Origin of the sequence: Streptomyces sp. NPDC086554 (assembly GCF_040686095.1) — a bacterium.
Classification (GTDB): Bacteria; Actinomycetota; Actinomycetes; order Streptomycetales; family Streptomycetaceae; genus Streptomyces.
Window position 1 is genome coordinate 398,214 of sequence record NZ_JBFBJK010000002.1, and the last position, 14,633, is coordinate 412,846.

The following is a 14,633-nucleotide window of genomic DNA, read 5'->3' on the forward strand; positions in this document are numbered from 1 at the left end:
CAGGCGCCTGCGCCTGCGGCGGGCAACAGACCTTTCCCACCCACCCGCCCGTTACCCCGGCACCGGGGCAGAACCCCGGCGCCGGAGCACCAATGCCTCAGCGGCCGTTGAACGCGTCCTTCAAGCGGGAGAACAGCCCCTGCTGGCCCGGCTGGAACTGGCCGGTGGGCCGCTCCTCGCCCCGGAGCTGCGAAAGCTCCCTCAGCACCCGCTCCTGCTCGGCATCCAGCTTCGTCGGCGTGAGGACCTCGACGTGGACGATCAGATCGCCACGGCCGCCGCCCCGCAGATGCGTGACGCCGCGCCCGTGCAGCGGCACGGACTGCCCCGACTGTGTACCGGGCCGGATGTCGATCTCCTCGAGCCCGTCAAGGGTCTCCAGGGGCACCTTCGTGCCGAGCGCCGCGGCCGTCATCGGGATCGTCACCGTGCAGTGCAGATCGTCGCCGCGCCGCTGGAAGACGGAGTGCGGCAGCTCGTGGATCTCGACGTACAGGTCACCGGCGGGACCGCCGCCGGGGCCGACCTCGCCCTCGCCCGCGAGCTGGATCCGCGTGCCGTTGTCGACACCGGCGGGGATCTTCACGGTCAGCGTCCGCCGCGACCGGATGCGGCCGTCACCGGCGCACTCCGGGCACGGAGTGGGCACGACCGTGCCGAAGCCCTGACACTGCGGGCACGGCCGCGACGTCATGACCTGGCCGAGGAAGGACCGCGTGACCTGCGACACCTCACCGCGACCGCGGCACATGTCACACGTCTGGGCGGACGTCCCGGGGGCCGCCCCTTCCCCACTGCAGGTCGTACAGACGACAGCCGTGTCGACCTGAATGTCCTTGGTGGTCCCGAAGGCGGCCTCGTCGAGGTCGATCTCCAGACGGATCATGGCGTCCTGGCCGCGGCGCGTGCGCGAGCGCGGGCCGCGCTGCGACGCCGTACCGAAGAACGCGTCCATGATGTCCGAGAAGTTGCCGAAGCCACCGGCCCCGAAACCGCCCGCGCCACCGCCGCCGCCCGCCTGGGACAGCGGGTCGCCGCCGAGGTCGTAGACCTGCTTCTTCTGCGGGTCCGACAACACCTCGTACGCGGCGTTGATCTCCTTGAAGCGCTCCTGAGTCTTCGGATCCGGATTCACATCCGGGTGAAGCTCACGCGCCAGCCTCCGGAAGGCCTTCTTGATCTCGTCCTGGGAAGCGTCGCGGCGCACGCCGAGTACGGCGTAGTAGTCCGTGGCCACTTACGACTCCGCCAGGATCTGTCCGACGTAACGTGCCACTGCGCGTACTGCTCCCATCGTTCCCGGATAGTCCATGCGGGTCGGTCCGACCACGCCGAGTTTGGCTACTGCCTCGCTGCCCGAACCGTAGCCGACCGAGACCACGGACGTGGAGCTGAGTCCCTCATGGGCGTTCTCATGACCGATCCGTACGGTCATGCCCGAATCCGTAGCCTCCCCAAGCAACTTGAGGAGCACGACCTGCTCCTCAAGGGCTTCGAGTACGGGCCGGATGGTGAGGGGAAAGTCATGTCCGAAGCGGGTGAGATTGGCCGTTCCGCCGATCATCAGCCGCTCCTCGGTCTCCTCGACGAGCGTTTCGAGAAGCGTGGAGAGCACCGTGGCCACCGTGCCACGGTCCTCCGCGTCGAAGGAGTCCGTCATGTCCTGCACCAGCTGCGGCACGTCCGCGAAGCGGCGGCCCGCGACCCGGCTGTTGAGCCGCGCCCGCAGGTCGGCGAGCGAGGTCTCGCCGAACGGGGCGGGACAGTCGATCATCCGCTGCTCGACCCGTCCGGTGTCCGTGATCAGTACGAGCATCAGGCGGGCGGGAGCCAGCGAGAGCAGCTCCACGTGCCGGACCGTCGACCGGGTCAGGGAGGGGTACTGCACGACGGCGACCTGCCGGGTCAGCTGTGCGAGCAGTCGCACCGTACGAGCGACCACGTCATCGAGGTCGACGGCACCATCGAGGAAATTCTGGATGGCCCTGCGCTCGGGCGCCGCCATCGGCTTGACGCCGGCCAGCTTGTCGACGAAGAGGCGGTACCCCTTGTCTGTGGGGATGCGCCCCGCACTCGTATGAGGCTGGGCGATGAACCCTTCCTCCTCCAGCGCCGCCATGTCGTTGCGGACGGTCGCCGGGGAGACGCCGAGGCTGTGCCGTTCGGTGAGGGCTTTGGAGCCGACGGGCTCCTCCGTCCCCACATAGTCGTGGACGATGGCGCGCAGCACCTCGAGCCTGCGTTCACTGAGCATCCGCGCACACCTCCACCGTTTCGTCCACCGTTTCGCCCTGGCACTTGTCTGCCCCGAGCCCCTTCCTGGCACTCCCCTCGGGCGAGTGCCAGTCCTCGCCGCGCCCAGTGTACGGCCGTCGGGTACGGCCCCGGCAAGGGCCGGACCTCCTGCTTCGGTACCACGGCACCGGGCAGCGGCTGCCAAGCCTTCCGCCGGGGGCTAGCGTCGGCATATGGACGTGGCGCTGGCATGGGACGAGGCGGGATGGGAGCGGCTTGCGCCGCATGTCGGGCGGCGACGCCTTCCGGTGTGGGACTGCACGGCGGGTCTTGTCGTCGGCGGCGAATCCGCCCTCATGATCGAGGCGGGCGCGACCCTGCGCGAGGGCGCGGAGCTGCGGACCCAGGCCCGCGACATTCTGGGCGGCGGCCGCCGGGTCACCCATCTCGCCCTGACCCACCCGCACTTCGACCATGTGCTCGGCGCTGCGGCGTTCGCGGGGGTTGAGTTGTACGGCGCGGTGGGCCTGGACACACTCCTTGCCAGGGGCCGCGACGAGCTGCGGGAGTCGGCGGTACGGCACGGTGTCCCCCGGGACGCCGCCACCGAGGCCGCGGACCTGCTCGTCCACCCGCATCACATGGTGTGCGGGGAGTGGACGCTCGACCTGGGCGGCGGGGTGCAGGTACTGCTCGCCAACGTGGGCCCCGGGCACTCGGGCCACGACATGGCGGTCCTCGTCCCCGGCACGGAAAGCTCCCCGGAGATCGTCTTCTGCGGCGATCTGGTCGAGGAGTCCGGCGAACCGCAGGCGGGTTCCGACGCGGTCCCGAAGCGGTGGCCGGCGGCGCTCGACCGGCTCCTGGACCTGGGCGGGGACGACGCGTTGTACGTCCCCGGGCACGGAGCCGTGGTGAATGCGGAGTTTGTCCGTGCGCAGCGGGCCACACTGGCGGCGCGTTTCGGCGTGTCGTAGGCGGTGGGGCGCCGCTTCTTCCTATCGTCGTCCGAATGCGCCAGTACTCCCCCGATCTCACCCCGCCATGGAAGAAGCCGAAGCCCGTGCCGGAGGTCGCCGCGGATGCGGGCCTCGTGGTGGAGGAGCTGAGCACCGGTTTCTGCGGGGCGGTGATCCGCTGCGAGAAGACGGCGGAGGGGCTGACGGTCACCCTCGAGGACCGCTTCGGCAAGCACCGCGTCTTCCCGATGACGCCGGGCGGCTTCTCCCTGGAGGGCCGTACAGTCACGCTGGTGCGGGCCGCGGCCTCGGCTCCGGTACGTCCCACCCGTACCGCTTCCGGGTCGGTGGCCGTGCCGGGAGCGCGGGCCCGGGTCGCCCGGGCGGGGCGTATCTATGTCGAGGGGCGGCATGACGCGGAGCTGGTGGAACGGGTCTGGGGTGACGATCTCCGCATCGAGGGGGTCGTCGTCGAGTACCTGGAGGGCATCGACGATCTGCCCGCGATCGTCGCGGAGTTCGCGCCGGGTCCTGACGCGCGGCTCGGCGTCCTGGTGGACCACCTGGTCCCCGGCTCGAAGGAGTCCCGCATCGCGGCGTCGGTGAGCAGTGCGAGTGCGCATGCGCTGGTCGTCGGCCACCCGTATATCGACGTGTGGGAAGCGGTGAAGCCGGGGTCGGTGGGCATCGCGGGGTGGCCCCGGGTCCCCCGGGGGCAGGACTGGAAGACGGGCGTCTGCGCTGCTTTGGGCTGGTCCCCGAACACGGGCGCCGCCTGGCAGAGGATCCTCGGCTCGGTGCGCAGCTACCGGGATCTGGAGCCGGAACTCCTGGGCCGCGTGGAGGAACTGATCGACTTCGTCACAGCTCCCTAGCCCGCCGACGCGCCGTCGTCGACCGCGCCGCCGTACCGCCGCTTCGCGGCGAGTTTCCCGCCCACCCGCCCGAAACCCGGCACTTACCCGCCCACCCATCGGCAGGTCTTCGAGCCCGGCCGCAGGTCTTTCAGCCCGTCCGGCATTTGAGGACGAACTCGGCGGAGCCGGTGATTGACGGCCACCCCGGCCGGCGGAGCCGGAAAGTTTCGGGAAGGGGCGGGGTTGGGGAAAGGAAGCCGCTCTGACCGTCAGTCGACGAGATCCCGCACAACCCCATCCGCCAGCAACCGCCCCCGCAGAGTAAGTACCGCCCGCCCCTCCCCGAAGGGCCCCGCCTCCAGCAACCCCTCCTCCAACGCCCGCCCCGCAGCCGCAAGCCCCGCAGGGCGGAGCAACGACAACGGGCACCCCGAAAGCAGCCGCAGCTCAAGCAGGATCCGCTCCACGCGCCGGTCCTCCGGCGAGAGGACCTCCCGCCCGGCCCCGGGCGACCGACCACCGGCCAGCGCCCCCGCGTACGCCCCCGGATGCTTCACGTTCCACCACCGCACACCCCCGACATGGCTGTGGGCCCCCGGCCCGGCCCCCCACCAGTCGGCCCCCCGCCAGTACAACTCGTTGTGCAGACACCGCCCCGCCTCCGATGTGGCCCAGTTGGACACCTCGTACCAGGAGAATCCCGCGCCACCGAGCACCTCGTCGGCCATCAGGTACCGGTCCGCGTGCACGTCGTCGTCCGTCATCGGCACCTCCCCGCGCCGGATCCGCCGCGCCAGCTGGGTGCCTTCCTCCACGATCAGCGCGTAGGCACTGACGTGGTCGGGGCCCGCGCCGATCGCCGCGTCGAGCGAGGCCCGCCAGTCGGCATCGGACTCGCCCGGAGTGCCGTAGATCAGGTCCAGGTTCACGTGGTCGAAGCCCGCCGAGCGGGCCTCAGCCACGCACGCCTCGGGGCGGCCCGGCGTGTGCGTACGGTCGAGCACCTTCAGGACGTGCTGCTTCGCGCTCTGCATGCCGAAGGAGATTCGGTTGAAGCCGCCCTCCCGGAGCTCCGCCAGGTACGCCGCGTCGACCGACTCCGGGTTCGCCTCAGTCGTGATCTCCGCGTCGTCCGCGAGGCCGAACTCGTCCCGCACCGCACCCAGCATGCGGACAAGATCACCCGCCGCAAGGAGCGTCGGCGTACCCCCTCCTACGAACACGGTCCGCACCGGGCGCGGGTCGTCGCCCAGTACCTTCCGTGCGAGGCGCACCTCGTCGATCAGGGTGTCCGCGTAGTTGTCGCGCGAGGCGAGGACGCCGCCGGAGCCGCGCAGCTCGGTCGCCGTGTACGTGTTGAAGTCGCAGTATCCGCAGCGCGTGGCGCAGTACGGAACGTGGAGGTAGAAGCCGAGTGGACGGGCCCCCGCCCCCTGCAGGGCGGACGCGGGCAGCGTCCCGTCCTCGGGCATGGGCTCACCATCGGGCAGTGCGGAAGGCATACCTTCGATTGTCCCGCACCGCAGGGAATCCCCGAGCCGCCCTCGTTCTGCCCTGACGCGACTACTGCGCCTGCAGCACAAGCACCGCCATGTCGTCGTCCGGCGGCCGCTCGGAGAACTCGTGCACCAGACGTTTGATCCGCTCCGCGACCAGACCGGCGTCGAGCCCCGCGCAGCCGGCAAGCGCCGTCGCGAGGCCGTCCTCGTCGTCGAACAAGTGGCGGCCCGAGCGGCGCTCCGTGACGCCGTCCGTGACACAGAGGAGCGTGTCGCCTGTCCGCAGCTCGAAGGTCTCGCTCGTGTACGTCGCGTCGTCGACGACTCCGAGGAGGAGCTGGGGCGTGGCCGCTCCCCGGACGTCCCCGTCGGGGGAGAGCAGCAGGGGCAGCGGGTGTCCCGCGCTCGCGATGGTGCAGCGGACGCCGCCCTCGACGGGCACCAGCTCGCCGTAGAGGAGGGAGAGAAAGCGGGACGTGGCGCCGTCCGGCGGCACGCCCTGGCCGCCCGCCACCGCGACCACCACCGCGGCCGCGTCCGCCGCCTCCGTCGCGTCGTCGAGGAGGAGCTGGTTGAGGCGGTCGAGGACCTCCGCGACCTGGTAGCCCTCGCGGGCGAGCAGCCGCAGCCAGGGCCGGGCGAGGCCGATGACGACGGCCGCCTCGACGCCCTTGCCCTGGACGTCGCCGAGCGCGAAGCACCAGCGGCCCTTGCCCGCCTGGAACACGTCGTAGAAGTCTCCACCGGGGCCGCCCTTGTCGCGGGGTTCGTAGACCACGCCGCTCTGTACGCCGGGGATTTCGGCCACGGATCCCGGCAGCAGGCCGCGCTGCAGGACCTGGCTGATATTGGCCTGCCGCTGGTAGCGGCGGGCCGCGCTGACGGCGAGGGCGACGCGGCGGCTGAAGTCCTCGATGAGCCCGGTGACCTCGTCGGCGAAGCGCACCATTCCGGACCGCCCGATGACGAGCGTGCCGAGCGCGCGCCCGCCCGCGGTCAGGCGGTACGCGAGCGCCGTGCCGGCCTCTTCGTCCGGCAGCGCGTCGGCGGGCCAGGGCACGGGGACCGCGCCGGTGCCGACCGCGTCGGAGAGCCGGGGCGGGTCCTTCTCCAGGGTGCGGCGCAGCTCCTCTATGCGCTGTTCGCTGGTGTGCCAGACGCGGGCGAGGCGGGTGCCGGGCGCCCCGGCGCCGACGCCGCGCCCTGCGACCTCCGTCTCGTCGTCGAGCCAGACCGCGCACCAGTCGGCGAGCCGGGGCACCAGGAGCTGTCCGGCGAGCGCCGCCACCAGGTCCTCGTCGAACTGTCCGGCGAGCAGGTCGGAGGCCTCGGCGAGGAAGGTGAGCGCGCCGCGGTTGACCCACTCCGTGTCGTGCGTGATCCGCTTCGGCAGCGGCGCGAGGATCTCGGCGGCCCGCAGACCGCGCTGCAGCGCCTGTTCACTGGCGTACGACTCGATCTCCTGGGCGGCCTGTACGCCCTCGACGGGGAGGCGGGCCCAGACGGTCTTGGTCCCGGTGCGGTAGGTGATGCCCCAGGACTCGGAGAGGGTCGCGACGAGCTGCAGGCCCCTGCCGTACTCGGGAGTGCCGGGCGGCTGGGGCACGGGCTCGCTGCGGACCGCGCGGGCGGGGTGGTGGTCGGAGACCTCGATGACCAGGGCGTCGGCGCTCTCGCCCAGGCCTGCCTCGTCGAGCTGGCACAGGAGCTCGACGGTGGTGCCGGCGTGGACCACGGCGTTCGTGACGAGTTCGCTGACCAGGAGCACCGAGTCGTCCGCCAGGCGGTCGGTGATGCCCGCGGCGGCGGGCACCGCGAGTTCGGTCCAGTCCGCCAACGCCGCGCGCACGAACCTGCGCGCGGCGGCGGGCGCCATCGAGTTGCCGGGCAGCGATGTGCGCACCACGGCCGGCGGGCCGGGGCGTTGCTCCGGCTGGAGGGACGCACGGAAAGTGGTCTCCCGTTGCATCGGAATGGACCCCACGTTTCGGCTCCTGAGCAGTTCGGTCAAATACGCCTCAGGCGACACGGACAGAGTGACAGACTGGCCACGCCCATAAGCACCGAGTTACTGAAGTGGGCCGTTATGAGTGAGAACAGTGGTATGCCTGCGCTCGGTTTCGGTCAGATTCCGGCTCCGATACCCGTGCCGGATCCGGTCACGGTCGCGCCGGTCGGGAGCACGGTCACGTCCGTCGAGAGCTCCGCGGAGCTGACCTCCGACCTGCGTTCCCTCCTGGCGGCGATGCGGGCCGCGCGGGACGGGGACTTCACCAAGATCGCGGTGACCGGTGACGGCCTGGCCGGCGAGCTGCACACGACCTTCAACGAAATGCTGGACCGCTCACTGCACTTCGACAGCGAACTCACCCGCGTACGCCGGGAGATCATCCGCCACGGCCACCTCGACGAACGGTTCTCGGCGAGCCCCGGCCCCGGCAGCTGGACCACGCGCGTCACAAACGTGAACTCGCTGCTCAACTCGCTGGTCGCCCCTGCGGCCAACGCCACGCGCGTCCTGAACGCGGTCGCGGGCGGGGATCTCACCCAGCGCGTGGACCTGCACGACGGCTCACAGGAACTGCGGGGCGATCTGCGGCGCCTGGGCCGCGCCGTGAACACGATGGTCGACCAGCTGTCGCTCTTCACGGGCGAGGTCACCCGGGTCGCGCGCGAGGTCGGCACGGAGGGGCGGCTCGGCGGGCGTGCCAAGGTCCGTGGTCTGTCGGGGAGTTGGCGGGACGTGACGGAGGCCGTCAACACGATGGCGTCCCGGCTCACCGCCCAGGTCCGGGACATCGCCCTGGTGACGACGGCCGTGGCGCAGGGCGATCTGACGCGTACGGTGACGGTCGAGGCGACGGGTGAACTCCTTGAGCTGAAGCTCACCGTGAACACGATGGTCGACCAGCTCTCGGCGTTCGCGGCCGAGGTGACGCGGGTGGCGCGCGAGGTCGGCACGGAGGGGCAGCTGGGCGGCCGGGCGCAGGCGCGGGGTGTGTCGGGGGTCTGGAAGGACCTCACCGACAACGTCAACTTCATGGCCTCCAACCTCACTTCGCAGGTACGGAACATCGCGCAGGTGACGACCGCCGTCGCGAACGGCGATCTGAGCCAGAAGATCACCGTCGATGCGCGCGGCGAGATCCTCGAACTCAAGTCGACGGTCAACACCATGGTCGACCAGCTCTCCGCGTTCGCCGACGAGGTGACGCGGGTGGCACGCGAGGTCGGCACGGAGGGCAATCTGGGCGGGCGGGCTCAGGTGCGTGGGGTCTCCGGCGTATGGAAGGACCTCACCGACAACGTCAACTTCATGGCGGACAACCTCACTTCGCAGGTCCGCAACATCGCGCTGGTGTCGACGGCCGTCGCCCAGGGCGACCTCGGCAAGAAGATCACGGTCGAGGCGAAGGGCGAGATCCTCGAACTCAAGTCGACGATCAACACCATGGTCGACCAGCTCTCCGCATTCGCCGACGAGGTGACAAGGGTGGCCCGCGAAGTCGGCACGGAGGGCAACCTCGGCGGTCAGGCCCAGGTGCGCGGCGTGTCCGGCGTATGGAAGGACCTCACCGACAACGTCAACTTCATGGCGCTGAACCTGACGTCGCAGGTGCGGAACATCGCGCAGGTCACCACGGCCGTCGCCAACGGCGATCTGTCCAAGATGATCACAGTGACGGCGCGCGGCGAGATCCTGGAGCTCAAGGACACCGTCAACACGATGGTGGAGCAACTGCGGGCCTTCGCCGACGAGGTGACGCGGGTGGCCCGCGAGGTCGGCACGGACGGGCGGCTCGGCGGCCGGGCCCAGGTCCTCGGCGTATCGGGCGTGTGGAAGGACCTCACGGACAACGTCAACTACATGGCGGACAACCTCACAGGACAGGTCCGCAACATCGCGCAGGTGGCGACGGCGGTCGCCGAGGGCGACCTCTCCAAGAAGATCGACGTCGACGCGCGCGGCGAGATCCTGGAGCTGAAGACCACCATCAACACCATGGTGGACACGCTGTCCTCGTTCTCCTCCGAGGTCACCCGGGTGGCCCGCGAGGTCGGCTCCGAGGGTCAACTGGGCGGCCAGGCAAGGGTCGAGGGCGTCTACGGCACATGGAAGCGCCTGACGACGAACGTGAACGAGCTGGCCCTCAACCTCACCACCCAGGTCCGCGCGATCGCCGAAGTCGCGTCCGCCGTCGCCCAGGGCGACATGACCCGCTCCATCACGGTCGAGACCCGCGGCGAGGTCTCCGAACTCAAGGACAACATCAACCTGATGGTGTCCAACCTCCGCGAGACCACCCGGGCCAAGGACTGGCTGGAGTCCAACCTGGCCCGCCTCGCGGGCCTGATGCAGGGCCACCGCGACCTGATGGAGGTCGCCGATCTGATCCTGCGCGAGCTGACTCCGCTGGTGAACGCGCAGTACGGCGCCTTCTTCCTGGCCGACGCGGACGCCGAGGACACGGCCACGCTGCAGGCTCCCCCGGTCAAGGGGCTCGCCTTCATCGCCGGGTACGGCTCCGCGCAGGGCTCGGTCATCGACACCGGCGGCATGCCGGCGCACGGTCTGGTGCGGCAGGCGGCTCTTGAGAAGAAGCGGATCCTCGTCGACGAGGTGCCGCCCGACTACATCAAGATCCACTCGGGGCTCGGGGACGCGACGCCGGCCAGCCTCGTGATCATCCCGATCCTCTTCGAGGACAAGCTGCTCGGCGTGATCGAGCTGGCCACGTTCTCCCGCTTCTCCGACGTCCACCTGGCGTTCTTCGACCAGTTCGTGAGCACCATCGGCGTCGCGATCAACACCATCATCGCCAACTCCCGTACGGAATCACTGCTCAGCGAGTCGCAGCGGCTCGCCACCCAGCTGCAGGACCGCTCGGACGAACTCCAGCTCCAGCAGGCCGAGTTGCAGCGCTCGAATGCCGAACTGGAGGAGAAGGCGGCGCTGCTCGCCACGTCGTCGCAGTACAAGTCGGAGTTCCTCGCGAACATGTCGCACGAGCTGCGCACCCCGCTGAACTCGTTGCTCATCCTGGCCCGGCTGCTCTCCGACAACCCCGACGACCATCTCTCGGACCAGGAGGTCCAGTTCGCGACGACCATCCACCGCTCGGGCTCCGACCTTCTCCAACTCATCAACGACATCCTGGACTTGTCGAAGATCGAGGCGGGCCGGATGGACGTCAGGCCCAAGAGCCTCCCGCTGATCAAGGTCCTCGACTACGTCCACGCGACGTTCCGCCCGCTCACCCTCGACCGGGGTCTCGCCTTCGAGGTGTCGGTCGGCGAGGACGTGCCGCGCGAGATGTTCTCCGACGAGCAGCGCCTCCAGCAGATCCTGCGCAACCTCCTGTCGAACGCGGTCAAGTTCACCGCGAACGGCCGCGTCGAGCTGCGTGTGACCCGCGTCAAACACCCCGGCGACCGGCCGCGCCAGGACAACGACGACCTGATCTGCTTCGCCGTCAAGGACACCGGCATCGGCATCCCCGCCGAGCAGCTCCCGGTCATCTTCGAGGCGTTCCAGCAGGCGGACGGCACCACCAACCGCAAGTACGGCGGAACCGGCCTCGGCCTCTCCATCAGCCGCGAGATCGCGGGACTCCTCGGCGGCCGCATCACCGCGGAGAGCAGCCCTGGCCAGGGTTCCACCTTCACGCTGTACGTCCCCGTGGTGCACCCCGGACACGGGGCCGCCGCGGCGGCGTACGCGGCGTCCCGGACCCACGCGCCGCCGATCCCGGAGGACCAGACGGCCGCCATGTCCCCGCACGCCTTCCGCGACCAGGACGACAACTGGCCCACGCCCACCAAGCTGGAGGAGTATCGCGAGGGCCGGGCGGGCCGGGTCCTTCGCGGCCGCCGGGTGCTCATCGTGGACGACGACATCCGCAATGTCTTCGCGCTGACGCATGTACTGAGCCGGGTCGGCATGCCGGTCCTGTACGCGGAGAACGGCCGCGAGGGCATCGAGACCCTGGAGCGCAACCCGGACGTCGACATCGTCCTGATGGACATCATGATGCCGGAGATGGACGGCTACGAAACCATCGCCGCGATCCGCCGCACCCCGCGCTGGTCCGGCCTCCCCATCATCGCGCTGACCGCCAAGGCCATGCCCGGCGACCGCGACAAGGCGATCACGCAGGGCGCCACCGACTACGTACCCAAGCCCGTGGATGTGGACCAACTGCTCAGCGTGGCCTGCGCCCTGCTGGCTCCCGATGGCGGTGCGAACGCGGTGGAGCTGTCCGCACCGGCCACCACTCCACCCGAGAAACCCGTTGTCCCGGAGCAGCCGAGCGCACCAGGGGAGAGCGCTGCTCCGCCGAGGCCCGAGTGAGGCACTGTCACCATGAGCACAGAGGTCATGACCGACAACCGCGCGAGCATCCTCCTTGTCGACGACATGGAGGACAATCTGATGGCGCTCGAAGCCGTCCTGGGGTCACTCAACGAACCACTGGTACGCGCCCGTTCGGGCGAGGAGGCGATGAAGGCGATCCTGCGGCAGCGGTTCGCCGTGATCCTCCTGGACGTACGGATGCCGGGGATGGACGGCTTCGAGACCGCGTCGAACATCAAACGGCTCGACCAGACCAAGGACGTACCCATCATCTTTCTGACGGGCACGGACAATGACGCGGGGTACGCCTTCCGCGGCTACGCGACAGGCGCCGCCGACTATCTCACCAAGCCGTTCGACCCGTGGGTGCTGCGCGCCAAGGTCACCGTCTTCCTCGAACTGCACCGCAAGAACCAGCAGTTGGAGCGCATTCTGGCGCGCGAGCAGCAGCAGTTCGACGAGCTTGCGGCGCGCCTCGCGGCGATCGAGACGCACATGGCCGCCAGCAGCCTCAAGGACGTCCTTGAACTGCGCCACCATGTGACGCACATGGAGGAGATGGTGAAGGAGATGCGGCGCGGACGGGGTGGTGGGTGAGGGCGGAGGCCCTGCGAACACCCCGTCCGCGTGCGGGACTTGAGACTTGGGCTCGATCGAGACTCAGGCCTCGCGCGAGCCCGCGTACATCTCGTCGATCAGGTGCTGGTACTCGCGCTCGACGACCGGGCGCTTCAGCTTGAGGCTGGGCGTCAGTTCGCCGTGCTCGATGTCCAGGTCACGCGGGAGCAGCTTGAACTTCTTGACGGTCTGCCAGCGCTGCAGGCCTTCGTTGAGCTGCTTCACATAGCCCTCGATGAGCGCGACCGTCGCCGGGGCTGCGACCACGTCGGCGTAGCTCTTGCCCTCCAGACCGTTCTCCTTGGCCCAGTCCAGGATGGCGGGCTCGTCGAGGGCGATCAGGGCGGTGCAGAAGTTCCGGTCGGCGCCGTGCACCAGGATGTTGGAGACGTACGGGCAGACCGCCTTGAACTGGCCCTCGACCTCGGCGGGCGCGATGTACTTGCCGCCGGACGTCTTGATCAGGTCCTTCTTGCGGTCGGTGATCTTCAGGTACCCATCGGGCGACAGCTCGCCGATGTCCCCGGTGTGGAACCAGCCGTCGGACTCCAGGACCTCGACGGTCTTCTCGGGCAGGCCGTGGTAGCCCTCCATGATGCCGGGGCCGCGCAGCAGGATCTCGCCGTCGTCGGCGATCCGGACCTCGGTGCCGGGGAGCGGCTTGCCGACGGTGCCGGTGCGGTAGGCCTCGCCGGGGTTCACGAAGGAGGCCGCGGAGGACTCGGTCAGGCCGTAGCCCTCCAGGATGTGGATGCCCGCGCCGGCGAAGAAGTAGCCGATCTCGGGTGCGAGCGCGGCCGAACCGGAGACGGCGGCGCGCAGGCGTCCGCCGAAGGCTTCCCGCAGCTTGGAGTAGACGAGCGCGTCGGCAACCTTGTGCTTGGCGCCGAGCCCGAACGGCACGGAGGCGTTGCCGGTCCTGCGGAAGTTGTCCTGGCTGACCTTCGCGTACTCGCGGGAGACCTCCGCGGCCCACACGAAGATCTTGTACTTGGCACCGCCGCCGGCCCGCGCCTTGGCCGCGACGCCGTTGTAGACCTTCTCGAAGATGCGCGGCACGGCCGCCATGTACGTCGGCTGCACCACCGGAAGGTTCTCGATGATCTTGTCGACGCGGCCGTCGACGGCGGTGACGTGCCCGAGCTCGATCTGGCCGGACGTCAGCACCTTGCCGAAGACGTGCGCGAGCGGCAGCCACAGGTACTGCACGTCGTCCGGGCCGAGCAGACCGGTCGCGGCGATGGCCTTCGCCATGTACGACCAGTTGTCCTGCGGCAGCCGCACGCCCTTGGGCTTACCCGTGGTGCCGGAGGTGTAGATGATCGTGGCGAGCTGGTCCTTGGTGATCGCCGCGATCCGCTCCTTGACCGCCTCCGGGTTCTTCTCCAGGTGGGCGGTACCGCGCGCCTCCAGTTCGGCGAGGGTGAGCAGCCAGCCGTCGGGGTCGCCGTCGACGGGCTCGGCGCCCTCGGTGTCGATCACCACGACGTGCTTGAGCTCGGGCAGCTCGGCCCGCTTCTCGCGCGCCTTGGCGAGCTGCTCGGCGTTCTCGGCGATCAGCACCCGGCTGCCGGAGTCGGCCAGGATGTAGGTGGACTCCTCGGCGTTGGTCTGCGGATACACCGTGGTGGTGGCCGCGCCCGCGCAGAGGATGCCGAGGTCGGAGAGGATCCACTCGACCCGGGTCGACGAGGCGAGCGCCACCCGGTCCTCGGGTGCGAGGCCGAGGTCGATCAGGCCCGCGGCGATGGCGTAGACGCGCTCGGCGGCCTGCGCCCAGCTCAGCGACTTCCAGTCGTCGGGGCCTTCGCCGGCGGCCGCCGGCACGGGATAGCGGTAGGCCTCTGCGTCCGGCGTGGCAGCCACGCGCTCCAGGAAGAGATGCGCCACGGACGGCGGACGGTTCTCGATCAAGGTCTGTGTGTCGCTCACGACATCCTCCGGGCCCGCGACAGTGCGGCGACTGGCTGGCGGCTGCTTGATGTTTCTCTGGCGGCTGCTTGTTTAACTTGCGAGTAACCTGCGAGTGGTGATCAGAGTAGAGCGCCGAAGCCCGCTGCGTAAGGGCCTTCTGCCTGTCACTTCCTACAGCTTCTGCCTGCCACCTCAT

At 69.8% G+C, this 14,633-nt stretch carries 9 protein-coding genes; 4 read left to right on the plus strand and 5 right to left on the minus strand.

All coding sequences use genetic code 11. The annotated features are described in order from the left end of the window. Positions 1–97 precede the first annotated feature (97 nt). Both dnaJ and hrcA read right to left on the minus strand, forming a co-directional pair. Complete coding sequence (dnaJ, locus tag AB0O76_RS04475) at positions 98–1,237, minus strand: molecular chaperone DnaJ (RefSeq protein ID WP_365485328.1); 1,140 nt, start codon at positions 1,235–1,237, stop codon at positions 98–100. Then, positions 1,238–2,254 carry a heat-inducible transcriptional repressor HrcA gene (gene hrcA / locus AB0O76_RS04480; protein WP_365485330.1) on the minus strand — a complete coding sequence of 339 codons (1,017 nt, stop codon included), beginning with the start codon at positions 2,252–2,254 and terminating at the stop codon, positions 1,238–1,240. A gap of 214 nt (positions 2,255–2,468) precedes the next feature. Between hrcA and AB0O76_RS04485 the strand changes: the two genes are divergently transcribed. Beyond that, the gene (locus tag AB0O76_RS04485; protein WP_365485332.1) at positions 2,469–3,212 is read left to right on the plus strand and encodes an MBL fold metallo-hydrolase; all 744 of its coding nucleotides are present in this window, start codon (positions 2,469–2,471) and stop codon (positions 3,210–3,212) included. Between the two features lie 35 nt (positions 3,213–3,247). After that, positions 3,248–4,069 (plus strand): DUF3097 domain-containing protein, encoded by an 822-nt coding sequence (locus AB0O76_RS04490; protein ID WP_365485334.1) that lies wholly within the window; start codon positions 3,248–3,250, stop codon positions 4,067–4,069. A 251-nt stretch (positions 4,070–4,320) separates the two neighbouring features. Here AB0O76_RS04490 and hemW read toward each other — a convergent pair whose 3' ends face one another. After that, positions 4,321–5,553: a radical SAM family heme chaperone HemW gene (gene hemW, locus AB0O76_RS04495; RefSeq protein ID WP_365485336.1), complete on the minus strand. Its 1,233-nt coding sequence runs from the start codon at positions 5,551–5,553 to the stop codon at positions 4,321–4,323. 61 nt (positions 5,554–5,614) lie between these two features. Next, positions 5,615–7,534: an ATP-binding SpoIIE family protein phosphatase gene (locus tag AB0O76_RS04500; RefSeq protein WP_365485338.1), complete on the minus strand. Its 1,920-nt coding sequence runs from the start codon at positions 7,532–7,534 to the stop codon at positions 5,615–5,617. Between the two features lie 261 nt (positions 7,535–7,795). On the opposite strand from AB0O76_RS04500, the gene AB0O76_RS04505 reads away from it, so the two are divergent. Next, entirely contained in the window at positions 7,796–11,902 is a 4,107-nt protein-coding gene (locus AB0O76_RS04505; RefSeq protein ID WP_365485573.1) for a HAMP domain-containing protein, read from the plus strand. Positions 11,903–11,914: 12 nt separating this feature from the next. Further along, complete coding sequence (locus AB0O76_RS04510) at positions 11,915–12,502, plus strand: response regulator (protein WP_365485340.1); 588 nt, start codon at positions 11,915–11,917, stop codon at positions 12,500–12,502. A 63-nt stretch (positions 12,503–12,565) separates the two neighbouring features. On the opposite strand, the gene AB0O76_RS04515 is transcribed toward AB0O76_RS04510, so the two are convergent. Next, positions 12,566–14,455 (minus strand): AMP-dependent synthetase/ligase, encoded by a 1,890-nt coding sequence (locus AB0O76_RS04515; protein WP_365485341.1) that lies wholly within the window; start codon positions 14,453–14,455, stop codon positions 12,566–12,568. Positions 14,456–14,633 lie beyond the last annotated feature (178 nt).